The sequence below is a fragment of the Pseudoalteromonas nanhaiensis genome, from assembly GCF_051235485.1.
GTDB lineage: Bacteria > Pseudomonadota > Gammaproteobacteria > Enterobacterales > Alteromonadaceae > Pseudoalteromonas > Pseudoalteromonas lipolytica_C.
The window spans coordinates 197,627-219,178 of the sequence record NZ_JBPNYQ010000004.1 but is presented as its reverse complement, the minus strand read 5'-3'; the positions used below and the strand labels follow the sequence as shown (position 1 = coordinate 219,178).

Annotated in this window: 23 protein-coding genes and 1 pseudogene; 9 read left to right on the top strand and 15 right to left on the bottom strand. The window is 40.4% G+C overall.

Annotated features, from left to right (window positions below):
• The first annotated feature begins 2 nt into the window (after positions 1-2).
• Complete coding sequence (locus ACSFVZ_RS06275) at positions 3-584, top strand: uracil-DNA glycosylase family protein (protein WP_435558390.1); 582 nt, start codon at positions 3-5, stop codon at positions 582-584.
• Between the two features lie 3 nt (positions 585-587).
• Positions 588-1,322: a phytanoyl-CoA dioxygenase family protein gene (locus tag ACSFVZ_RS06270; RefSeq protein ID WP_435558389.1), complete on the top strand. Its 735-nt coding sequence runs from the start codon at positions 588-590 to the stop codon at positions 1,320-1,322.
• A gap of 48 nt (positions 1,323-1,370) precedes the next feature.
• Here the strand turns inward: ACSFVZ_RS06270 and ACSFVZ_RS06265 are convergent, their stop codons facing one another.
• On the bottom strand, positions 1,371-1,928 hold the full coding sequence (locus tag ACSFVZ_RS06265; protein WP_435558388.1) for a short-chain dehydrogenase: 558 nt from the start codon (positions 1,926-1,928) through the stop codon (positions 1,371-1,373).
• A gap of 112 nt (positions 1,929-2,040) precedes the next feature.
• Here ACSFVZ_RS06265 and arfB point away from each other — a divergent pair, with 112 nt between their 5' ends.
• Both arfB and ACSFVZ_RS06255 read left to right on the top strand, forming a co-directional pair.
• Positions 2,041-2,454 carry an alternative ribosome rescue aminoacyl-tRNA hydrolase ArfB gene (gene arfB, locus ACSFVZ_RS06260; protein WP_062565447.1) on the top strand — a complete coding sequence of 138 codons (414 nt, stop codon included), beginning with the start codon at positions 2,041-2,043 and terminating at the stop codon, positions 2,452-2,454.
• A 135-nt stretch (positions 2,455-2,589) separates the two neighbouring features.
• Positions 2,590-2,910 (top strand): hypothetical protein, encoded by a 321-nt coding sequence (locus ACSFVZ_RS06255; protein ID WP_062565448.1) that lies wholly within the window; start codon positions 2,590-2,592, stop codon positions 2,908-2,910.
• 16 nt (positions 2,911-2,926) lie between these two features.
• Here the strand turns inward: ACSFVZ_RS06255 and ACSFVZ_RS06250 are convergent, their stop codons facing one another.
• The 6 genes from ACSFVZ_RS06250 to ACSFVZ_RS06225 all read right to left on the bottom strand — a co-directional run bounded on the left by ACSFVZ_RS06250 (position 2,927) and on the right by ACSFVZ_RS06225 (position 7,627).
• On the bottom strand, positions 2,927-3,961 hold the full coding sequence (locus ACSFVZ_RS06250; RefSeq protein WP_062565449.1) for a DUF2955 domain-containing protein: 1,035 nt from the start codon (positions 3,959-3,961) through the stop codon (positions 2,927-2,929).
• Between the two features lie 13 nt (positions 3,962-3,974).
• Positions 3,975-5,036, bottom strand: coding sequence for an HlyD family secretion protein (locus tag ACSFVZ_RS06245; RefSeq protein WP_435558386.1), 1,062 nt, complete (start codon positions 5,034-5,036; stop codon positions 3,975-3,977).
• A gap of 4 nt (positions 5,037-5,040) precedes the next feature.
• Positions 5,041-5,517, bottom strand: a complete 477-nt coding sequence (locus ACSFVZ_RS06240; RefSeq protein WP_135926648.1) for a MarR family winged helix-turn-helix transcriptional regulator — start codon at positions 5,515-5,517, stop codon at positions 5,041-5,043.
• 135 nt (positions 5,518-5,652) lie between these two features.
• Complete coding sequence (locus tag ACSFVZ_RS06235; RefSeq protein ID WP_199526137.1) at positions 5,653-6,129, bottom strand: TlpA disulfide reductase family protein; 477 nt, start codon at positions 6,127-6,129, stop codon at positions 5,653-5,655.
• The gene (locus ACSFVZ_RS06230; RefSeq protein WP_235381999.1) at positions 6,126-7,016 is read right to left on the bottom strand and encodes a spermidine synthase; all 891 of its coding nucleotides are present in this window, start codon (positions 7,014-7,016) and stop codon (positions 6,126-6,128) included. The genes ACSFVZ_RS06235 and ACSFVZ_RS06230 overlap by 4 nt, the downstream gene beginning before the upstream one ends.
• Positions 7,001-7,627, bottom strand: coding sequence for a fused MFS/spermidine synthase (locus ACSFVZ_RS06225; protein WP_135926645.1), 627 nt, complete (start codon positions 7,625-7,627; stop codon positions 7,001-7,003). Before ACSFVZ_RS06225 ends, ACSFVZ_RS06230 begins: the two co-directional genes overlap by 16 nt.
• A gap of 190 nt (positions 7,628-7,817) precedes the next feature.
• Between ACSFVZ_RS06225 and ACSFVZ_RS06220 the strand changes: the two genes are divergently transcribed.
• Positions 7,818-8,276 carry a GyrI-like domain-containing protein gene (locus tag ACSFVZ_RS06220; RefSeq protein ID WP_435558385.1) on the top strand — a complete coding sequence of 153 codons (459 nt, stop codon included), beginning with the start codon at positions 7,818-7,820 and terminating at the stop codon, positions 8,274-8,276.
• A gap of 71 nt (positions 8,277-8,347) precedes the next feature.
• On the opposite strand, the gene ACSFVZ_RS06215 is transcribed toward ACSFVZ_RS06220, so the two are convergent.
• Entirely contained in the window at positions 8,348-9,010 is a 663-nt protein-coding gene (locus ACSFVZ_RS06215; RefSeq protein ID WP_435558384.1) for an FMN-dependent NADH-azoreductase, read from the bottom strand.
• A 119-nt stretch (positions 9,011-9,129) separates the two neighbouring features.
• Here ACSFVZ_RS06215 and ACSFVZ_RS06210 point away from each other — a divergent pair, with 119 nt between their 5' ends.
• On the top strand, positions 9,130-9,978 hold the full coding sequence (locus ACSFVZ_RS06210) for a LysR family transcriptional regulator (RefSeq protein WP_435558383.1): 849 nt from the start codon (positions 9,130-9,132) through the stop codon (positions 9,976-9,978).
• Positions 9,979-10,048: 70 nt separating this feature from the next.
• Positions 10,049-11,059, top strand: coding sequence for an alpha/beta hydrolase family protein (locus ACSFVZ_RS06205; RefSeq protein ID WP_435558382.1), 1,011 nt, complete (start codon positions 10,049-10,051; stop codon positions 11,057-11,059).
• Positions 11,060-11,101: 42 nt separating this feature from the next.
• Here ACSFVZ_RS06205 and ACSFVZ_RS06200 read toward each other — a convergent pair whose 3' ends face one another.
• The 4 genes from ACSFVZ_RS06200 to ACSFVZ_RS06185 form a co-directional block, all read right to left on the bottom strand.
• Positions 11,102-12,154 carry a HupE/UreJ family protein gene (locus ACSFVZ_RS06200; protein WP_188728559.1) on the bottom strand — a complete coding sequence of 351 codons (1,053 nt, stop codon included), beginning with the start codon at positions 12,152-12,154 and terminating at the stop codon, positions 11,102-11,104.
• Between the two features lie 96 nt (positions 12,155-12,250).
• The gene (locus ACSFVZ_RS06195) at positions 12,251-13,474 is read right to left on the bottom strand and encodes a DUF3500 domain-containing protein (protein WP_435558381.1); all 1,224 of its coding nucleotides are present in this window, start codon (positions 13,472-13,474) and stop codon (positions 12,251-12,253) included.
• A 200-nt stretch (positions 13,475-13,674) separates the two neighbouring features.
• The gene (locus tag ACSFVZ_RS06190; RefSeq protein ID WP_435558380.1) at positions 13,675-15,432 is read right to left on the bottom strand and encodes a bifunctional protein-serine/threonine kinase/phosphatase; all 1,758 of its coding nucleotides are present in this window, start codon (positions 15,430-15,432) and stop codon (positions 13,675-13,677) included.
• 3 nt (positions 15,433-15,435) lie between these two features.
• Entirely contained in the window at positions 15,436-16,287 is an 852-nt protein-coding gene (locus tag ACSFVZ_RS06185) for a formate/nitrite transporter family protein (RefSeq protein ID WP_235381992.1), read from the bottom strand.
• A 518-nt stretch (positions 16,288-16,805) separates the two neighbouring features.
• On the opposite strand from ACSFVZ_RS06185, the gene ACSFVZ_RS06180 reads away from it, so the two are divergent.
• A complete protein-coding gene (locus tag ACSFVZ_RS06180) occupies positions 16,806-18,089 on the top strand; it encodes a nitrate- and nitrite sensing domain-containing protein (protein WP_435558378.1) in 1,284 nt (427 codons plus the stop codon).
• 261 nt (positions 18,090-18,350) lie between these two features.
• On the opposite strand, the gene ACSFVZ_RS06175 is transcribed toward ACSFVZ_RS06180, so the two are convergent.
• The 3 genes from ACSFVZ_RS06175 to ACSFVZ_RS06165 all read right to left on the bottom strand — a co-directional run bounded on the left by ACSFVZ_RS06175 (position 18,351) and on the right by ACSFVZ_RS06165 (position 20,284).
• Entirely contained in the window at positions 18,351-18,884 is a 534-nt protein-coding gene (locus ACSFVZ_RS06175) for a DinB family protein (RefSeq protein WP_435558377.1), read from the bottom strand.
• A gap of 109 nt (positions 18,885-18,993) precedes the next feature.
• A complete protein-coding gene (locus ACSFVZ_RS06170) occupies positions 18,994-19,419 on the bottom strand; it encodes a hypothetical protein (protein WP_435558376.1) in 426 nt (141 codons plus the stop codon).
• A gap of 607 nt (positions 19,420-20,026) precedes the next feature.
• Complete coding sequence (locus ACSFVZ_RS06165; protein ID WP_058032185.1) at positions 20,027-20,284, bottom strand: Imm32 family immunity protein; 258 nt, start codon at positions 20,282-20,284, stop codon at positions 20,027-20,029.
• A gap of 246 nt (positions 20,285-20,530) precedes the next feature.
• Between ACSFVZ_RS06165 and ACSFVZ_RS06160 the strand changes: the two are divergent.
• Positions 20,531-21,502 (top strand): annotated as a pseudogene (locus ACSFVZ_RS06160) (integron integrase).
• The last annotated feature ends 50 nt before the right edge of the window (positions 21,503-21,552 follow it).

Genomic DNA, 21,552 nt, shown 5'->3' with positions numbered 1-21,552 from the left:
TCATGAGTACTCAATCATTATTAGAACAAGTTAGTAAATGCGTGATCTGCGAACCTCATTTGCCACTCGGAGCGCGGCCCGTTATTCAGTTTAATCCACAGGCTCGCATTTTAATTGCTGGTCAAGCACCGGGAATTAAAGTGCATGAAAGTGGCAAACCTTTTAATGATGCAAGCGGGCAAAGGCTTCGCTCTTGGCTTGGTGTAACGAGTAATGAGTTTTACGATGAGCGCAATTTTGCTATCTTGCCGATGGGCTTTTGTTACCCGGGCAAAGGAAAATCAGGTGATTTACCGCCAAGAAAAGAGTGCGCGATTGCATGGCGTGAAAAACTCTTAGCGCAACTTAATAATATTGAGCTCACCATTATCTTAGGTAAGTACGCGCAGGCATATCATTTACCCCACACTAAGCAGCTACCCTTAACTGAGTTAGTAAAATCGTGGCGTGAATATTGGCCAAATTACTTGCCACTTCCTCACCCAAGCCCTCGCAATAATATCTGGCTAAAGAAAAATCCGTGGTTTGAGCAACAAGTATTGCCTGAGCTTAGTAGTAAAATACGTGCAATTTTAGCAAGGTAAAAAATGGAAAATAACTTTTTTGCTGAAAACGGCTACTACCATGTAAAGGGCCTTTACACAGAGAGTGAGCTTAGCAAGGTAAGGCCAATTCTCGATAAATTTCATCATCACTGGTTGCAAGAAAACCAATCTTTTTACCAATCCAGAGGGATTAATAGCTCAGGTTTGACTGGTGCTGCATGTTTAAGTGTTGAGGAAAAGTTTACTCTTTTTGAGTTTGTCAGCGCCAACACACTATTGAAACAGGTTAAGGGTATTGTTGCTGAGCCCCAGTTTATGAATACTCAACTATTCTTTAACCCTTACAACCCTAAACAAGCAAATTATTGGCATCGCGATATGCAGTATCACTTAGAGCTTGATGCGCAAAAGGCCGCTCTTAGCGGCCCTGAAGTGTTGCATTGCCGCGTTGCTTTTGAAGATGAGCCGGGAATAGAGCTAATACCAAGCAGCCATAAAAACTGGGATTCAGATGAAGAATTAATAGTTAGATTAGAACAGCAGGGCGCTCGAAATAGTGACTCACTAACTCGTGGTAAAAGTGTAGCACTCAAAAAAGGTGACTTACTCATATTTTCGGCAAATATGATCCATCGTGGCTTATATGGCATGAATCGTTTTGCCCTTGATATTATTTACTTTGAACGTCACCCAAGCCTTAATGAGTTTGTACAAACTGGATTTTTACCAACTGCACAACAAAAGCAGCATCTAAAAAACCCTATGGTATTCAAGTAAGCATAAAAAAAGCGGCTCACTCGCCGCTTTCTTTATTTGATAGTGCTGTTACTGCAACATTGCGAACAATTCTTTTAACTGCGGCATATACTGCTTAACTAAGTTAACGTTACTTTCGCTAACATCTGCTGTTGCAGTACTTGCTTTAACACCTTCTAAAGCACCTGCCATTGAACGAGTACCCGCATCAGATGAAGATGCTGTAAGGCTTTGTAAACCACTCATTGCTTGATTTACACGTTGCTTGTTCTCTTCTGACATACCCGCTTTAAGGTTTTCTAAATACGCCATTGATACCTCTGAGCCAACAGTAACTAACTGCTCAGGTGTGAAACCATATTGCTTGGTCAGGGCTTCAAACTCTGTGTATAGCTCATGCTCTTTGATGTGGCCTAATGCATCCATTACTGACGAACTGTCAACACCATCAGAACTACCTAGCATACCACCGAGATTTACAGTATCTAACTCAGACTGATTTTGTGACCAATTGACCACAGCAGGTAAGGCTTTTATATAACGCTGTAGCTGGCTTTCAGTAATATCTTCTGCGAAGCTAGAAAAACTCATCGCAAGTAGGCTCATAGAAATAAGTAGTGCTTTCATCGTGATCTCCTTTCTTTCAAAATGGTTAGCAACCGGCGCAAATAGTCGAGCTATTATGTTTAGCCAATTACAAATGTTACAATACCTTTTTTACCATAGCTAACTGAACCTGATGTTAATTATTTCTAATACCGTCAAAATTGATGAATGGGAACTCGACTTTAGTGCGATCCGCTCGCAAGGCGCAGGCGGGCAGAACGTCAATAAAGTAGCTACAGCTATTCATCTTCGTTTTGATATTAATCGCTCAAAGTTACCTGACTTTTACAAACAACGTTTACTTAATTTAAATGATTCTCGAATTACCAAAGAGGGCGTTATTGTCATAAAGTCGCAAAGTCATCGCACGCAAGAAATGAACAAAGAAGATGCGCTTAATCGTTTGAAAGAATTAATCATTAATGCAACACAAATACAAAAGAAACGAAGAGCAACAAAACCAAGTAAAAATTCTCAGAGAAAGCGCATGGACTCTAAAACAAAAAGAGGACAAACAAAAGCATTAAGAAAAAATGTAAAATTCTAACTTTCACATCAGAAGATCGTGTCAAAAATAAGCAGAACTGTAAAGAAGTGTAACTTGTTAACAAAGTTAATTGATGGTTAATCCTGCCGCGTCTATAATAGTCATACAATCTCACCATTAATGAAGGAGCCGCGTATGGGCCAGAAATCACGCATTGTTGCCGCTGCAATGATAACGCTGTCAGCTTTGCCTATGTCGAGTTTTGCTGTAGATTCATGGCAAGCCGGAAGCGCGTATCCGCAAGGTAGTGAAACCTGTTACAACGAAATTCTTTATAAAGCCAGATGGTGGGCAACCCCAGGAGAAGAGCCTGGCAGTTCACAATGGGGCGCTTGGGTTGCAGATGTCGCCTCAAAAACCTGTGTACAGAGTGTCGTAAAGAAACAAGACGATTTACTTAAGTCTCTACCTACAATTTTCGAACCAAATATCAATAAAAAAGGGAGTTCTGATTAACTCCCTTTTTTAATCTTTAATCAAACGTGTGATGCCTAGTCATTGCAAAGCGATTTAAGATGTGATGCATTATATACACCGCACATAAGCTCAATAGTATGGCCACAGACACCGACGAAAAACGATAGAGCGCGCTGTAAACCAGATCTTGCCCCGGCCCTAATGACTGGCCAAACAAAATACCAAATGTGGTGATAATACCAAAGCCAACACCCGGAATACCGCCACCAATTATGTGATAACGACTAAAGATAAAGGTCAAAATCCACAGAATTAACGCAGGAAATATCAAAATATCTGTATGGTTATACAAAAATAACTGTGCCACTAACGCTAAGTTACAACCGATTAAGGTGCCTATCGCGCGCTGCCATGCAGCCATACCTGCCGCTTTCCAGCACAATGAAAACAATATCAGTACCGAGGCTGCTTGTGCAGAGATAGAGTCTTGTAAATCAAATACCTGAAATACAACAAATGATAAAGTCGCTACGGTTGAACAAAGTAATACTTCGTGGCGTATACTTTCTTTTGCTTTCTCTGGCATTACCCGACCTTGCCGTGGTGCAACATCAGGGAATAAACCATGCATTAGCATCGAAAACAGCACAGTTACGACAACTGCAACAGCGTTACTAATGATCAGCGGATAAATACTGACACCACCGCCGGTGTAGGTCGAAAAATGCAATTGAATCGACAAACTCACCACCGTTGTGGCGCCAAATAAAAAGTTAGCGCCACGGCTCATTTGATAGAACAAAAAGGCAAAGGCTATAAAGCTCATCATTGTCATTACAACAGGCAAGTGTGCAAACAGCCCTTGCACAACCAGAACAAACAGCGCACTAAACACCGCGCCTGCGTAAAACTGACGAATAATATGCATGTTAAGCACAGGCACTAAACCGAGCAGTAACATAGGGTAAACAGTGAAAAAGATGCCATTCGGCCAGTTCATCAATTTTGCCAGTGAAAACCCTAATGCTGAGCCCGTAGCAATGCGTAGCGCTTGGCGTAAGCCATTACCATCGAGTTGCAATACTGACATAACTCACCCAGCCTTAGTAAATGAAGTGCAGAACACTAATGAAGCGAATTTGCATACTTGCAAACCAACTGCCAATGCTAGAGTCAGGCAGAAGTTGCACAGTTGCACGCGCACCACTTGGAAATTTTGCCAGCATCTGGTGTTCATCTAGCTTAATATGAATACGTTGACGCTGTGCATCTCGTACCCAACGGTTGCTGCTTTCAGTGGCACTGAGTAAACCGTTAGCATTAAGCTGGCCATCACTCACACCCGCTTCAAAACTAACAATTTTGCCTGTAAACACTTTGCCCGGTAGCGCATCAAAGCTGACTTTTGCAGTACTACCAATTTGCACGTGAACTAAAGACTTTTCACGAAAATCAGCAACTAAATCAGCTTTATTAGCAACTATCGCCATTAACGGCTGGCCCTTATTAGCATAGGTACCCGGTGTTACTTGTAAGTTTGCTGTTTTACCGTCGGTATCAGCTGTCACTGTGGTGTACGACAGGTTTAGTTTCGCTTGTTCAAGCTGGTTTTGAGCATGACGAAGCGCTAAATTGTCATCCCCTATTTTACCGCGTGCTAATTTGGCCTCGCTAAGCTGCGCTTCAATCGCAGCCACATTGGCTTTGCTTGATTGATAGTTCGCATTGATTGTTTCGTACTCTTGCTCTGAAATAGAGCGCTTTTTCAATAACGACTCACCGCGCTCAAATAAAAGCGTTTGTTCATGCAGTTTTGCCTGTGCTGCCGCAAGCTGAGCTTCTATTGCCTTAACACTGCTATCTAAACGTTGGTTTTGTAGTTTCGCATCATCATAAGCGAGTTCTGCCTGCTGAACGGCAAGCTTAAAAGGCTCGTCGTTAATCTTAAACAAGGCCTGCTGCTTTTCGACTGCTTGATTATTGGTGACTAATACGTCAGTCACGCGCCCACTTACTTGCGGGGTCACTTGTACAACCGGATGATACACACGGGCCTGCGGTGTGACAGGCATGTACAGATCGGCAATCACAAAATATAAAAATAAAACAATAAAACCCGCTAAAGAGATTTTTACGTAACGGGCAAATTTTTGGTCCGGTGTCATAAGGTTACTTATCTCCTGAATAATGACGGATACACTGACGGGCATTTTGCTCCATCTGAATTAAACCATGCGCCATCGTATCGAGTTGCTCTGTGGTTAAGTCAGCATAAAGGTGCTCTTTCACATCAGCGATAATCACCTGTAATGTGTCTAACAATTGTAGACCTTGCTGTGTGAAGTACAGACGTTTACTGCGTTTATCGTCTGCATCAGCTTTGCGAGCAATAATCTCTTGTTGCTCAAGCTGCTTAATAGTGCGAGTTAACGATGGCATTTCAATGCCCAAGCTATTTGCCAACTCTTGTTGGGTGCAACCTTGGTTTAGATGAAACAGGTGCATCATCGCGGTCCAACGAGATTGAGTAAGACCCAAAGGCTCGACCGCCAAGGTGACAGCATCGCGACATAAACGATGCACACGGCCCATACTGCCGCACAGTGTTAAATCAAGAGTTTCGTGAAAAGGGGGAGTGGAAGACATAATGCGCTCCATTTACTTAGCATGCTAACTATTTTAATGTAGTTAGCATGCTAAGTAAATGTTGATGCAATTAATAAAACAGATAGCTATGTTCGATAAAAGCGAACAACCGCAAGAGTTATGCGAAGAACAATACTATTTTGCAATTAACTCTTTAATATGACTTTCATAGAGGTCTAATTTATCAGCAACAAATCCTGTATGTTGGAACCGTACTAAGCCCTCTTTATCGATTAAAAAACTACTAGGCATTCCTTTAAGTTGGTATTGCCTGCCAATAACAGCATCAGGGTCGTAAATAATAGTAAAGTTCACTGCAAACTCAGCTAAAAACGCATCGGCATCACTGCGTTCAACATCAATATTTACAGCTATCACTTCAAGCCCTTGCTGTTGATACTTGTTCTGCATCGCTATAAACCAAGGAAACGACCGTCGACATGGACTACACCAAGATGCCCAAAAATCGAGTAACACAACTTTCCCTTTATATTGGCTCAGTAGTTTAGACAATTGCTGCTGACTTGCAGTTAAAGGAGCAGTAGAAGATTGCTCTGCCATAGCAGCAGAGCCCGTTAATAAAAGAAGTGCAATTAAGATGTGTTTGATCATTGATAATTTAACAAGTTCGCAGGTGAATATTGGTCAGTGAGTACCTTGGTATCCGCGGGCCAATCTTGATTACCCTTAGTATAAAACAAATGTTCACGCAGTAACTGCAAATCAACATCGTAAGGGGTTAACTTATTTGCGAGTTTATTGGCGCGCTCGGCTAATTGTTGCTGGCTAGGCATAGTCTCGAAGCCTGCCAAAATAATGCGATTAGAGTTTTCATCGGTCACAACATTAACAAAGTCACCAAACACATCAAAGTAAGTTGCCGACTCATGCTGGTACAATTTACTCGATGAAAAAGTATTTGCTGCAACAATGCCGCCATCAGCCAGTATACTTTTTACTTCTGCAAAAAATTCCTTAGTGAGAAGGTGCTCAGGGATATAATCGCCATTAAAGGCATCAAGAATTATCCAATCGTACTTTTGCTTTTTCAGTGCAGCGCGTTTGATAAAAATACGCCCATCTTGCACTTTAGATGTCACATTATCGGTTTCTACAAAACTAAAATAATCACGGGCGACTTTTATTACTGCAGGGTCAATTTCGACATTTTCGATACTCGCTTCAGGATAAAGCTCATGTATAGTATTAGAGAGTGAGCCACCTCCCAAACCAATGATCAATACATTTTGCGGGTTATCAATAAATAGTAGGCTTGCAAAGGTCATTTTGGTGTAATTAAACACCAGCTTTTTAGGCTTACTTTCATACATACAACTTTGCGTACTTTTACGAGTTTTTTCGTTGAATTTTAAACACAGTAAGTCGCCAGACTTCTCAACTAAGATATTGCGATAAAGCGAGCGCTCTTTATGGATTACTTCAGCCAACCCGCTAAAGGGCAGCGCTATGAGCAAACAAGGTATTAAGACTCTAAACATACAGTACGCTCCTTTGTTTTTATTTGACTAACAGCTATTGCAAGCAAACCAAGCGCGCCTAATACCGCTGCAAAGGTTTTAATAATGTCGTTAACATCAAAAGCTAGCACCATATAAAAAGAGGTAATAATCGTGCCAAGAGCGCTTCCTAGGGTGCTCACAAAATACAAACCACCGGCAACCTGACCACTTTTTTCATGATCGGTAACCAATAATCGCACTGAATAAGGAGAGATCATGCCCAATATTGTTGTAGGGATAAAAAACAACGCCGTTGATGCCAGTAACGAGCCATAACGGCTGTCTTCAACATGAGTGAAAATAAAGGTCATAATTGGCTCGGCAAATAGTACAATCGGCACCACCATAATGCTCGCAACAAAGAAAATAAGACCGTATTTAGTTAACGAAGGATTGCGAGTAGAGAGCTTGCCGCCAAGCAAATAACCGATTGATAAGCTCAGCATAAATACAGTGATAATACTGCCCCATATATGCACACTACTACCAAAGTAAGGCGCTAAAATTCGCCCGCCTAAAAGCTCAATTCCCATAATACAAAAGCCGCTACTAAAGGCTAAAAAGTAGATAAGCGCATTGATTTTATTCATTAAACACCCGCTGATTTTGTTGTTATTTTACCCATCTTAACCTGATGCAGTTAAGGATGCCATGACTGTTTTTTAAGCTGTAAAGGCCGTTTACAAAATGATAGCTAATGAAATAAATAGTAAAAAAGGCTAGGTTAAAGCACATATGCTCTGGTATTTTAACGGGAACAAATAAGCAAGGATAAATGCAATGGATCAGCAAGTAACACACATCAATATCGACAACCCAACGACCTTATTTGGCCTCAAAGTTCGCACTAGCAATATAAACGAATTGAGCGGTGAAGGTGCCAAAATTGCAGGCTTATGGCAGCAGTTTTACACAGACATATCGCCCAAATTAGCGCCATCTAGCCAAGTTTATGGCGTGTACACTCATTATGAATCAGATGTCACAGGGGAGTTTGATGTATTTGCGTGTACTGACCTGCAAGTCACTTTGCCAGAGATAGAACAAACGACACTCGCCACAGGTAACTATCTTCGCTTTAGTGGCAAAGGAGCAATGCCACAAACCGTTATCGATGTTTGGGGTCAAGTTTGGCAGTACTTTAGTAATGAACAGTGCCCGCATATTCGAGCATATAAAACTGACTTTGAGTTTTATAAAAGCAGTGAAGAAGTTGAAGTATTCATTTCGGTTGAATAACACTAAACCCTATTTTTAGTGTAAAGCCCCATTACAAAATAAAGCCGCTTATTGCGGCTTTGTTGTATCTATTAATTGGCGTATCTCAGCGCTAATTGTTCTGCTTTAGCATAGGCATTAGTCAAAGAGCGTTGGTGTCTTTGGTCGTTAAATTCTTGATACTCACAGGCTATTTCATCAATATGCTGAACACCTAAATACTTACTCAAGGTTTTAATGTGCGGCACTAAATGGCTCATACTCTCGCGTATACCACCGGCCTCAAAGCCAAACTCACCCGTTGAGGTTATAACCAGCAAACGTTTACCAGTTAACAAGGGTTGCAAAGGGAAATCTCCCCGCTGCAAGTCAAAATCAAACGTTTTATTGATCCTAACGATTTGATCAAACCATGCTTTTAATTGCGCAGGCATGCCATAGTTATACATAGGCGTTGATATCACTATGGTATCAGCCTTAATCAACTCATTTATCAATTCATCAGATTCGGCCAGTACTTCTTTTTGCTCTAGCGTTAACTTGTTGGCTGGCGTAAACACAGCAGCAATCCAGGATTGGCTAATAAATGAAGGTGGATTAATCCCAACATCACGGTAAATATACTCAGCTATAGCATTGTTTTTCTGTAAATGATTTACAAATTGCTTAGCAATATTTTTAGAGATTGAGTCGTGGTTAGGATTTGCATTTTTAGCTGAACGCACACTAGCATCAATGTGTAGCAGAGTAGTCATAGTAAATACCTCATTAGTTAATGTGTTGGTATCATCATTAAATGAGGGCCATTTAACAAACGAGTTATAATTCACTATAAGTAAGTTATACTCATCTATAAATTTAGACGGGTTCAACTATGCATATATCATTACAAGCTTTAAAAGCCTTTGAGTCAGCTGCGCGATTAGGTAGCTTTAAAGCAGCCGCCGCTGAGCTTGCGATTACGCCTACAGCGGTATCACACCACATTGCTAATCTAGAAAGCCGCTTAAATACTGACTTATTTCATCGCGAAGTGAGAAAGATTACCTTAACTCCATCAGGCGAGTACCTAAGCCAAAACACAACTAGCGGCTTTAAGCTTATTTTTGCGGCAATTGAACAATTGAGCCAAGCACATAACCAAGTACGCATCACCACAACATCATCTCTAGCAGCCCTAAGATTAATACCCGCTTTAGAAGAGCTAAATAACGAAAAACCGCATTTACAGCTTGATATATCAACCAGTGAAACTTTAGATAAGCAACTGCATACCTTGCCTGTTCGGCTAGGAAATAGTGAGGAAGTAAACAAAGCAGATATCATCAAATATGAGCGCTTTGATATGTTTGCGGCAAACGCGCAACAAAGCGCCCCTTGGCTTGATAAACAGGTTACTTTATACACCAGCCAATGGAAAAATAATGCCCTACCAGCCCCACCATTAATGCAATGGCTCAAAGTAAATAACCTAAGTGATTCATGTTTCAAGGTAAACACATTCGATCAAGAACTGTTTGGTATAAATCAGGTGCTCGCCAATAAAGGCGTGGTTTTTTGCTCAAAAACCTTAGTGCAACCTTACCTAGATGCAGGGTTACTAACATCGTTTAATAGCCAAGATGTTGAATCAAAACTGTGTTACTACATTCCCGAAAAATCTCGCTTCGAAACAGCAACACATAACGTTGTGATTGAATGGCTTGAGCGGTTACTGAATTAATGATGTACAAATAACCATCATTTAAGTTACTGTGGTTTTGTAACTTTTAGTCACCAATAAGGATGTTGTTGTGTATAAATTACTCTTATCTACCTGCTTATCTCTCGCTGTTTTTTCTACTAGCGCAGCGAAAATTATCGACAATGAACGCGTCACAAAAGAAACAGACTGCTTCACAGGCATCTTTGCTGACTATGATTCGTGGCACCAATTTATAGCGCAAAAGAATAAACGCAAAGCTAAAAACGAAGAAGCATACTTAAAGCGCATAAAAGCCTTTGAAGAAATCTTTCCACGAAGTATGTTCGATAACTTTAAAGCGAATTTAACCTGCCATATTTTTAAATATCAGGTCGATAATGTTGAGGTGCTTGGATATATCATCAAACCTAAAGTCACCAAGAATAAGCTCCCAGTATTAATTTATAACCGCGGCGGTAACGGTAATTTTGGCAATGTTTATTTTGCTGCAATGATGCGCAATTTATTTCCTTTAGCAGAGCAAGGCTTTGTGGTTATCGGCAGCCAATACCGCGGTACATTAACTAAAAATGATGATTTAGATGAGTTTGGTGGCAAAGATGTGAACGACGTACTTGCGCTTATTGATTTTATTCCTCACATAGCAAGTGCAGATGAAAACCGTATTGGTATGCTAGGAGTGAGTAGAGGCGGCATGCAAACCCACCTTACGATGCAACACACAAACAAGATTAAAGCCATTGCAACCATTGCTGGGCCGACCGATTTAGTCAAAGAGCTTACGTTTAGACCTAACATGGAAAAAAACGTGTATGTGCGCCGTATCCCCAATTATAAAGAGAACAAACAAGCAGAGCTTGAAGCACGCTCTGTTATGAACTGGGTTGATAAGCTATCGCCTAAAGTGCCCATATTACTTATTCATGGCAGTGACGATAAACGAGTATCGGTCGAGAACTCAATTCAATTTGCCAAAGCGCTAGATAAGCATCAAATACCCCATAAACTCGTGGTGTATGACGGTGACAACCACTTTTTAATGAACCATAAAGAACAACTGGAAACAGAGCTAGTTGATTGGTTTAACACCTATTTGTAACTTTGTTTTAAAAGTAAAAAGGGCCAAATAAGGCCCTTTTCATTACACACTTCGCTCGATAATCCAATAGCTCGCAGCCGCCATTGCCAACACTGATAATGTAATTCGAATAGCACTATAAAAATAAGTTCTGGCAAGCATTGCTAGCACGGGTACAACGCAAATAACGATTAGCAACTGCACAGTTTCAATACCCAGATTAAATGCCACCAATGCGACGATAATGGCCTGAGTATCAAACCCCATATGGCTCATTTCAATCGCGAATGCTTGACCATGGATAAGCCCAAAAATAAATGCTATCCACATAGCTGACTGCGAAAAAATCGGCCTAATTGCATTTAACGCCGAAACTAAAATAGACGCCGCAACCAAAATCTCAATTGGCTTTGCAGGAAATGAAATATATCCGAGCGTCGTCAGAGCTAGCGTTAATGAGTGTCCGAGTGTAAAGAAGGTGACAATTTTAGCTACCGACATAACACATTGGCGCACAGGCGCCACTGATTGCCAGCGCTTATTGGCACTAACTAGAGGAGCGGGCAAAATTAAACAGAGTAAAAATAGCAAGTGATCTATACCGGCTGCAATATGGCTCATACCATTTACAAACATCAGCTTAAACTGAGACCATGCAGTGATTTTTTCAGGCTCTATAAATAAGGTTTCGCGCTGATAGCGGATCAGCCCTATGGTTGCTATGTCTTGACTTGCTTTAAGTACTTCATGCATATCGTTGCGATACGAAACATAAATTTTGTGAGTAACAACTCGGTGTAAAATGGCATTGTAATGCAAAGAAAAACCACTGGTATCAAAATTATCTGGTTTGATAAATTGCATCTTCATTACCATAAACAGTACGTTATCAAATTCATGGATAGCAAAATCATCAACCTTTTGTGCTGTTAACGGCTGAGAATTTTGTGTTGTGATACTTACATGTGTTTGCATGTAGTCTTGTAAAGCCGAGAAATTAACCTGCTTTAGGTCATCACTTTGTGAAGGAAATAGGCTTTCATCAGCTAAACGTAATTGATCGAGGGGTAAATAAATTTCGAGTTCAATCTGTGGTTTATGCGTATCAATAAACACAGAACTCGTTGAAGCAGAATGGGCAAAGGCTTTGGCACAAAAGAGGCTGACCAAAAAGGTCAGCCCAAATAGGAGATTAATTACTGCTTTCATGGTTTATAAATTATTACCATAATCCCAGCTCTTATCCCTGAATATTGTGTGGTAATGAGTTTCACCACTGATAATAATCCCATTTTGACACGCCACCTCAATCCAAAGGTTAGGGCCATCAATACGCATATAAGTCCCGGCAACATCCACATCAACACCAGCCGATTCAGTGCCAGCCCAGGCAATGTAGGTATCTGCATAAGCAGAACTCGTTACATAGCTTAGCGTTAAATTTTCAACCACTTCTTCAGGGTAGTCGTTGATCCACTGCTCGATTGCTGCTGTAACCAGTGCTTGTTGATCCTGCGTTAAACTTGAAACAAGGATCCCTTTGCGATTATCCCCTGTAGGGTAATCAGTTGGTAACGTACCACTCCCGTTATCTGGGCCTACTAATACATCTGAATAGCTTTCACCGCTTAAGTAAGCCTCAGCAAGCTCAGATTCACTTAACGAGTCAAACATAGCAACGAGGGCATCACCTTCATCCGCAAGCGGGGCATAGCTTGCCGAGTCTAGTTCAAAGCTGACTTTAGGTTCAGTACCAATATGGTTTGGCACAGGGTAACCATCGCCATTTAAGTAAGTAATGTTATAAGCTAAGTGGTGACCACCTAACTGCAACATCCAGTCGCCGCTCACATCTGGGTCGCCAAAAAACGCTAGATAATATTTACCAGATGAGTAAGCAGAACCACCACCTAACTCATTCAAATAGTCATCCGCAGCAATAACACCTAAGAAATCTTGGTAGCCATCATCACTCAGTGCCGCTTTCGCAACCATCATCGCCGCTTCAAGTGATTCATCGTCTAATGCCCCAAGTTCAATACCATTACGACTTACATTGCCCGTCGGTAAGTTTGACCACACAGTTCTTGCTTCAGAGTCTGAATAATCAAGCTGTAAATCGGCAAGTTCATCTTCATCTAATGTGTCGATTAATGCATTTGCAGCACACACGAGTGACTCTAGGCTGGTATCGAGCTCACAGTCACCTAGACTGATATCGCTGAAGTCACTGACACTAATTGAACCTGAGCTACTTGAAGAGCCACTGTTGTCACTACCACTGTTGTCAGTACCGCTGTTATCAGTACCACTGCTATCGCTAGTCGATGTATCTGTATCTGATGACGACGATGAGTCACTGTCACCACAGGCCGCTAAGTTTGCCAATAACGCAAGCACTGCCAGTGATTGCCATACCTTTTTACTTAATTTCATAACCAAATTCCCTACATGAATTATTGCTTAAAAAATTACCATAGAGGCAAGGTTGAAAAGTGTAGAAAATATGTAGATCACCAAATGAATTATGGAATTTTATTCACGAAACAAGCCTATTTAGTGAAGGTCAAAAAGTAACTTCGCACTTTAAAATTAGGTATACGTCATCAGCAATTTCGGTTATCTGCTTAGCTTTATCACTCAGAGCTACTCACCCAATTTATAATTAACAACAGCGCTAAGACAGCAGAAACAAGTTGCCAAAAGAGCACGTGATTACGTTCAAGTAGTGGCAGCTTTCTATTATATGCTGGATTTGGGTTATGCATATCAAACAAAAACTCAGATATACTTTGATAGCGTTTTTGCATATCAGGTTTACAGGCTTTGTTGATTGCGGCATCAACCCATACTGGGATCTGTAAATTATTATGCAGCAAAGATTTATATTGGAGTCGATGTAGCTCTTTCAGATTAGACACTTTAGCAACTGAAGTATCATAAGGATAGGTTCCGCTGAGTGCATGATAAGTCATCACAGCTAATGCAAACATATCACTGCTCAGTTCGGGCCAATACCCCAAAAAGTATTCTGGTGCGCTATATAACATGTCACCCGGTATGCGCAACACATCATCACTGTTACTAAATTGCAGGCCATGTAAACTGGCTGAGCCTAAATCCAATAAGGTTAAATTGTCGTGTTGATCAATCATGATATTTTCGGGCCGAATATCTTGATGCAAAATACCTTTGCTATGCAATGCGCCTAACGCTGAGACAAGTTGCGTTAGCCATGCTCTTACTTGCTGTAAATTTGCATTACCATTATCGTTTAACCATTGCCTTAACGTTATTCCTTGCACTCGCTCTGTCAGTGTGTAAAAGACATGCCGTGTAGTCTCAGAGTGCCCTCTTTTAACAATGCGTGGGTGGTCAACTTTGGCAATTAACCACTCTTCTTTTGCTAGCTCATCTAAGTAATACAACTCAGTTTGCAAGGATAAAGAGGGAACTTTCATCACCGCAGTGGCACCAGTGATCGTGTTGTGAACTTCAAATAAAGAACTTCTGTCGCTTTTGTGAAGCTGATTAATAAGTTTAAAATTATCAACGACATCACCGACACTCAAGGCATCAGGCAAAGGTAAAAAACCATCAGAAGTGTATTCAACCGTTTCTCTGGGATCGGCGGCACGTTTTTTAATCGCGACAATACTCAGGTTGTCATCGCTTGCGTTAGCCAAAGCAAGTTCAGCAGCCTTTTGACATGCATGTTGCAATTGCTGTTCACTCTCACAATTGGCAAATAAGCCCAATAATTGCTCAGTTGATACAAACTCAGTAATACCATCCGTAGCCAAAATAAAGCAATCACCTATGACTAGGTCGATTTGCTGAACATCTAACTGTAAGTTTGAACGTATACCCAATGCATTACTTAAATATTGCTGCCCATATTCATCAGCTGCGCGATGCTGTTGGCTAAAATGGCAAATCTTACTGTTTCTAATTCTGAAAATACTTGAATCGCCACAATTAAATAAATTGGCTTTCTTATTGGCTAAAATTACCCCTGCGAAAGTGCAGACAAACCCTTGATCAAAGTTATCTTGATATTGGCTATGTTGGGTTTTTGCCAGTAATTGAAGGTTAATCACTTCAAGTACTTTTGTGCCAGCTCTGGCTGCAGACCATACATCACTGGTACGTAAATATTCATCACAGAAAAGCATCACAGCCAAGTCACTTGCATGCTGACTGACTTGGCTGCTACTTATGCCGTCTGCAACAGCAGCTACAGCCCCTTTTGAGCGAGACTCTGTTAATGCGGGGATAGTGCATTTAACACTATCCTGATTAACCGCTTTGTTCCCGCGAGATGTATAAAACCCTGCTATTACATCGGCTGTCATAGTTAATGCGTCTTTGTTGTTTTTGTACATTGATTGCATTAATTACTTAGCAATTACATTGTCACCAATAGGTGCTGCAGTTGTCGCTAACTTGCGCTTTGGTTTTGTACGATAGTGCGTTGTGTACAAAGTAAGCCCAGTAAATGCTAGACCACCTACCAAGTTTCCAAGCGCAGTTGGAATTTCATTCCAAATTAAATAATCAACAACAGAGAAATCACCACCCATGATCAAGCTAAATGGGAACAAAAACATGTTTACAACCGAATGTTCAAACGCCATAAAAAAGAACAGCATAATAGGCATCCACATAGCAATCACTTTACCGCTAACATGTGTTGACACCATAGCACCCACAACACCCATAGATACCATCCAGTTACATAGCATGCCACGGATGAAAATGGTCATCCATCCTTCAAAACCGTATTTAGCATAACCTAATGTACGCGCTTCACCGATACTAGCAACCTTAGCTGCAATAGCCCCACCATCGGTATTAAAGCCCATGGTAAATACAAACGCCATCATGACAGCAACAGTCAGAGCGCCAGCAAAGTTGCCAACAAAAACTAATCCCCAGTTTCGCAAAATTTGTGGCCAAGTAACGCCTGGCCGACGAGCAAGCCAAGCTAATGGTGTTAACATGAACACACCGGTTAATAGATCAAACCCCATTAAATAAAGCATACAAAAGCCTACAGGGAACAGTACCGCGCCGAGCAGAAATACACCGGTTTGCACTGCAACTGTGATCGCAAATACAGCAGCTAAGGCTAAAATAGCTCCAGCCATATAAGCACGAATTAGCGTATCTCGCGTGGACATATATATTTTTGATTCGCCCGCATCCACCATTTTTGTAACGAAGTCACTTGGTAATAAATAAGCCATGTTATTCACCTTTCATTGTTAATCTTTAATCTGTTTCACAGTTAAAATGACCATCTTTCAGGCAAAAAAAAACGCCCGCACCGACTCTTACTTTTAAGAGCAGGTTGCGGACGCCATTGTCCTTTGCATTTCCAATTGTCACAGCCTATTCAACTGTTCATAATTTATTAAACAAGTTATATGCCAAAAATAACCAAAAAATAAAACTAAATCCTTTCAATAGTTTAACTTTTTCACTTTTGCTTTCACCAAATCAAAAGTTAACATTTGCTTTACTTTGGAGCGTGGCACGCATCACTTTGGGGCGAATCAGTAAACGAAATAAAGAAGGGGCTTGCGAAATTGAACCATAAAACTTGTGATCTGATTTTTAAATCTCTCTGTAAACCCCATTTACAGTGGCACAACGCAGATAATATTCGAGCAAAACTGATTTTACCTTGCTTAAAAATGACTATTAATTTTTAGGGAATAATAATTGCTTGATGGTATCTATTCAATATTAGTAATAAGAACCTATGCCGACATCTTCAACCTGTACCAAACGCTTTTTACTCGCAGCAAAATATGCCGAGCTGAATAGCCTAAAGGCGTTAGCTTCAAACTGTAAAATAGTTATAGCTGCGACACAGATGATCCATCAGCTGCAAAGAGAGCGCGGAACAACGAATGTTTATCTAGGGTCAAAAGGTGTCGCCTATAAAACAAATTTACCTGTGCAATTTAAGAATAGCTCAGAGGCAGAGGAGCAACTACTCGATTTACTTATTTCAAAGTTCTTAAATAGTGATTCAATTCACACCCAAACAAGACTATTAACGTCAATTACTTTAGCTTCTCAAGGTCTTGAACAGCTACCAAAGTTAAGAAAGCAAATTCAAAAACTACAGATTACACCTTTAAAATCTACCGATGCGTATTGCCGATTAATTAGTAAAATCATAAACCTAATATTTGAAGCAGCAGATGTATCAAGTGATGCGTCAATAACCAAACTTTTAGTTGCACTGTTTAACTTCATTCAAGGTAAAGAGCTTGCAGGGCAAGAGCGTGCTTTAGGAGCCATTGGGTTTTCGCAACAAAAACATGAGCCAAAAATATTATCGAAAATGCATGAACTTGAAAGCGCACAACACGACGTATTTGAGCGGTTTTTAGAGTTTTCGGTTAGCCAAGAACAAGCAGCCTGGCAAGCGATACAACTCTCTGAACTAACTAATGACATTAATAAACTCAGAGCAATGTTCAAAGCGGTGTCCGCATCAAATAGCTACACACCCGAGCTTGGTGAAGTCTGGTATGAAGTTGCAACTAAACGAATAGATGCCCTTCAAAATATCGAAACTATGCTGACTACTAGGCTAATGGAGCAAGTTCAAGTAAGGATTAAAGAAGCTGAAGCGAAAATATCTAATCACAACCTTTTAATGGAAAAAATCAGCGAAAACAATGAGACTGATCCGGGTTTTAACATGCTCTTTGACCGTCGCTTTTCAGGGCTGCATGGCGTAGAAATAAATGCTGATGAGCAGCAACATGATGTTCAATCTGGGCATAAATCGTTTTATGATTTAATTTGTGAACAAGCAAACCATATTAACCAAATGAGTGAAGAACTAGAAAATGTAAAACGCGCATTGCATGAGCAAAAGGTGATAGGCAGAGCAAAAATGTTATTAATGCAAAGCTCTAATGTGGGTGAGCATCAAGCCCATCAACTGCTCCAAAAAGCGGCAATGTCACAAAACCAATCATTAATAGACGTTGCAAACAGCATTGTTGCCAAAGTTTCAAAAGCTTAGCAACAAATAGTCGCACCAAAAAGATAGCAAGCGTTTAATTAACCTCAGATGCTATTAGTTAACTTAACCATTTAGATAAGCAAATTAACTAAAGCCAAAGAACGAACAAAGGGGTAGTTCAAACTCGTTTTTGGACAAAAACACGTTAGAGTATTTAATCAGTAATGCCCACATAAACGGCAGCCGAAGCGAAGCGTAGGCTGTCCAGTGGAGGCCGCGCTTTTTGCGGCCGGAACGTGTTTGATGTGCTTGTTATACCTTTTACGCATTTGGAATTTTGACCAGTAAATCAGTAACACCAACCTCAACACCTGCTTGGCTAAGAAGAGTGGAAGCTTGCCCACGGTGGTGAGTTTGATGATTGAAAAAATGCTGAATAAGGTGACCAAATTTTTTGTTAAACGGCTCACCTTTGGTATTGCTATACGACAGATTAGATTCCAATGCTTCGTCTGTAAGTTCATGTGCAAAATCTCGGATAACCTCATCCATTTTGATTCGCGCACTCTCAAGATTTTTAAATTCAGGGTACAAAATGGCGCCCAAGGCTTTTGGGGTATTAAGATCCCGAACGTAATCAAGAGTTTTCAATTTTGATGGGTGATCAGCAAATCGCTTGAGCCAGATTATGTCTCCAACGAGAATGTGATTAAGCGTGCCGATGATTGATCCAAAAAATGCTCCTCGATCATTAGATAGATCATCGGCGTTCAATTTGGATGCGGCTAGATAGATGCTTTTATTCATCCACTGATTGTAATCTGCCATCAGCTCAAAATTTAATTTTAATGACATGACTTTCCTTTAGGTATAACGCCCCATTCAGGGGCTTTTAATAGTTGGCTAAAATAACGAACGCAGTGAGGAAAGCCAACTGTTAAAAGTCCCGCACTGCAATGGCTTGTTATGTAGCCGACTTCCACGTACTAACAATTTCTTCATACTTTTCGTCAACCAACTCTTCATCATCGGGGCACGAAAATAAAACTACTTGAAGAGCATTGTACGAGTTTGGAAACTTTGAAAGTTTGACCATAATCTCCAGTGCCTCGTTGTCAGTTAGCTCCTCTTTATTAATATATGAGAGTGCAGCAGGTTCAACGATTTTTTGTACAGGACTAGAAAAGGACTCTTTCCAGAAATAGTACATTTGTAGGTGCTTAGCTTCTTCGATTTTTTCTGATGCTGGCACTCTACATATTTCGTGCAGCACCATAAAGGGAGCGTCACCACCAATCTCGATAGATTGCTGAATAATTCGTTTCCATTCACTTTCATTGTGATAAGGAAAATTGCAATCAATACTGTAATAAAATTCTTCGTAGGTCATACAAACGCCGATCTATCCTTGGCTACATAACGCCCCAATCAGGGGCTTATAACCGTTGGCTAAAATTGTGAAGCGAAGCGGAACTCAGCCAACTGTTAGAAGTCCCTGTCTGCATTGGCTTGTTATGTTTTCTTATACACATAGAACCTAAATATCATTGCTTGGGACAATGCAGTCAAAGCAAATAATACAGAGTCCTGATTTTGAACGAAGTACAAAATTAAGCTAACTAAGATACTAACTGCCACATAGATCTTGAAGGAAGCATTTGCATATTTAGAAATTACCCAATGAACAGGAAAGCCAACACATAGCCACCCGACCAACGATACAATTAAATAGACACCCAGAAAAAGTAAACTTGATAAAAGTAAGCCAGCTATATCACTAGCAGTAGTAGGGAATGAGCCCATAACCAGAGTTATTACAATTATTCCTAAGGCGACCCATGACAAGCTTTTAATTATTGCGCTATCCCAGCTTCCTAAGTTCACCATTCCTCCTTGAAAACATAACGCCGCAAATAAACGGCAAAAATTAGTTGGCTAAACTTGTGAGGAACGAACAAAGCCAACTGATTTTTGTCCGCCCTTTTTAATTTGCTTTGTTATATGCCTGTTGTCTCTATTTTATGGCCGTAAATAACAAGGTGATTAATAATCTCTCGAGACTCGGGGTTACCAATTAACTCATTGGTTAACTCATGACCTCCCCAATCTTCTGTCATTAGATGATCATGTGCATTTCCAGACTTTTCGGCTTGCGCTGCAATAGCCTCTAATCGAGATGCTAACCAGCGAAGCTTTTCTGGTGATGCATGAATGAAAACTTGTTCAGCTTTTTCGTCTTTTTCTAAAGTTAACATCCGAACCCTTTTGGCATATAACATGTTTATAGCGAGCTAATCGCGCGTTTTTCTACCACAGCGTAGCTCGTTTTTCTTATTAGATTATTTCTAACAAACTTGTTAACTAATTACCAGTGTTATTAAAATTTAGGAGTTCTCGCTTTTACCTCAGGATAAAAACGAGCGATTGGGTCGTTTTCTTGACTATACGAGCGACTGAGCTAAAACTGTATATATATACAGCTTCATTTCAAAGGAATGAAAATGAAAACTCGCTCTCCTTATTTAAACTACATTGCAGACTATATGCTCACTCGTCAGTATTCATTAAGAACAATTAATGCTTATTTAGGTTGGATCGCAAAATTTATTCACTTTCACAACAAACGTCACCCAAGCTCAATGGGAGATGCAGAAGTCAAAGCGTTTTTAGACCATATTGTATTAAAACGTAATATGTCACCTAGAACACAAAGTGCAGCTTTAAATGCGCTCGCTTTTTTATATAAACATATTGTCAAAAATGAGCTTTCTTTAAACTTGAATTTTGCACGAAGTAATCGACAACCCAAGCTGCCTGTAGTGATGACGCCTGATGAAGTAAAGCAATTGATGAGTCATCTTTCCAAGCGATATTACTTAATCACTGGGTTAATGTATGGAAGTGGTTTGCGTGTGATGGAAGCGGTGCAATTGCGAGTAAAGGACATTGATTTTGATTACAAATGCATTCAAATTTGGAACGGAAAAGGCAACAAGCATCGTATAGTTACTCTTGCAACGGAGTTGATCCCATTACTTAGAAATCAAATTTTGCAAGTTGAAGAATATTTAAGATTAGATTTACAAAACGAGCGATACGCAGGTGTGTGGATGCCTAACGCTTTAACTCGTAAATATCCCTCAGCTAATAAATCACTAGCGTGGCAATAATTATTTCCTTCCTACAAATTAAGTGATGACCCAGAAACTGGCGAGATACGTCGCCACCATTTCCACCCTACATGTGTTAGAAAAGCGATTAAAAAAGCATTAAAGCAAACCAATATTACAAAGGTTATTACGCCTCATACCTTGCGCCATTCATTTGCAACGCACCTATTGCAAAGTGGCGCCGATATTCGCACCGTTCAAGCACAATTGGGCCATTCTGATGTCAAAACCACACAGATTTACACCCATGTTTTACAACAAGGAGCAAACGGTGTTGTAAGCCCATTAAGCAAAATTTTCTAGCTATTATTAAAGATGCGTTAACTTATCATTCAATGTGTAGGGCTTGGACC

What these genes read in the sequence shown, in the direction of transcription:
- ACSFVZ_RS06165 (WP_058032185.1), bottom strand. Translation starts at nt 20,284, where the DNA reads ATGTTAACTTTAGAAAAAGACGAAAAAGCTGAACAAGTTTTCATTCAT.
- ACSFVZ_RS06225 (WP_135926645.1), bottom strand. Translation starts at nt 7,627, where the DNA reads ATGAATAAAATCAATGCGCTTATCTACTTTTTAGCCTTTAGTAGCGGC.
- ACSFVZ_RS06255 (WP_062565448.1), top strand. Translation starts at nt 2,590, where the DNA reads ATGGGCCAGAAATCACGCATTGTTGCCGCTGCAATGATAACGCTGTCA.
- ACSFVZ_RS06270 (WP_435558389.1), top strand. Translation starts at nt 588, where the DNA reads ATGGAAAATAACTTTTTTGCTGAAAACGGCTACTACCATGTAAAGGGC.
- ACSFVZ_RS06195 (WP_435558381.1), bottom strand. Translation starts at nt 13,474, where the DNA reads ATGAAATTAAGTAAAAAGGTATGGCAATCACTGGCAGTGCTTGCGTTA.
- ACSFVZ_RS06240 (WP_135926648.1), bottom strand. Translation starts at nt 5,517, where the DNA reads ATGTCTTCCACTCCCCCTTTTCACGAAACTCTTGATTTAACACTGTGC.
- ACSFVZ_RS06190 (WP_435558380.1), bottom strand. Translation starts at nt 15,432, where the DNA reads ATGCAATCAATGTACAAAAACAACAAAGACGCATTAACTATGACAGCC.
- ACSFVZ_RS06235 (WP_199526137.1), bottom strand. Translation starts at nt 6,129, where the DNA reads ATGATCAAACACATCTTAATTGCACTTCTTTTATTAACGGGCTCTGCT.
- ACSFVZ_RS06250 (WP_062565449.1), bottom strand. Translation starts at nt 3,961, where the DNA reads ATGTCAGTATTGCAACTCGATGGTAATGGCTTACGCCAAGCGCTACGC.
- ACSFVZ_RS06210 (WP_435558383.1), top strand. Translation starts at nt 9,130, where the DNA reads ATGCATATATCATTACAAGCTTTAAAAGCCTTTGAGTCAGCTGCGCGA.
- arfB (WP_062565447.1), top strand. Translation starts at nt 2,041, where the DNA reads ATGTTAATTATTTCTAATACCGTCAAAATTGATGAATGGGAACTCGAC.
- ACSFVZ_RS06220 (WP_435558385.1), top strand. Translation starts at nt 7,818, where the DNA reads ATGGATCAGCAAGTAACACACATCAATATCGACAACCCAACGACCTTA.
- ACSFVZ_RS06185 (WP_235381992.1), bottom strand. Translation starts at nt 16,287, where the DNA reads ATGGCTTATTTATTACCAAGTGACTTCGTTACAAAAATGGTGGATGCG.
- ACSFVZ_RS06175 (WP_435558377.1), bottom strand. Translation starts at nt 18,884, where the DNA reads ATGTCATTAAAATTAAATTTTGAGCTGATGGCAGATTACAATCAGTGG.
- ACSFVZ_RS06215 (WP_435558384.1), bottom strand. Translation starts at nt 9,010, where the DNA reads ATGACTACTCTGCTACACATTGATGCTAGTGTGCGTTCAGCTAAAAAT.
- ACSFVZ_RS06275 (WP_435558390.1), top strand. Translation starts at nt 3, where the DNA reads ATGAGTACTCAATCATTATTAGAACAAGTTAGTAAATGCGTGATCTGC.
- ACSFVZ_RS06265 (WP_435558388.1), bottom strand. Translation starts at nt 1,928, where the DNA reads ATGAAAGCACTACTTATTTCTATGAGCCTACTTGCGATGAGTTTTTCT.
- ACSFVZ_RS06180 (WP_435558378.1), top strand. Translation starts at nt 16,806, where the DNA reads ATGCCGACATCTTCAACCTGTACCAAACGCTTTTTACTCGCAGCAAAA.
- ACSFVZ_RS06230 (WP_235381999.1), bottom strand. Translation starts at nt 7,016, where the DNA reads ATGTTTAGAGTCTTAATACCTTGTTTGCTCATAGCGCTGCCCTTTAGC.
- ACSFVZ_RS06170 (WP_435558376.1), bottom strand. Translation starts at nt 19,419, where the DNA reads ATGACCTACGAAGAATTTTATTACAGTATTGATTGCAATTTTCCTTAT.
- ACSFVZ_RS06245 (WP_435558386.1), bottom strand. Translation starts at nt 5,036, where the DNA reads ATGACACCGGACCAAAAATTTGCCCGTTACGTAAAAATCTCTTTAGCG.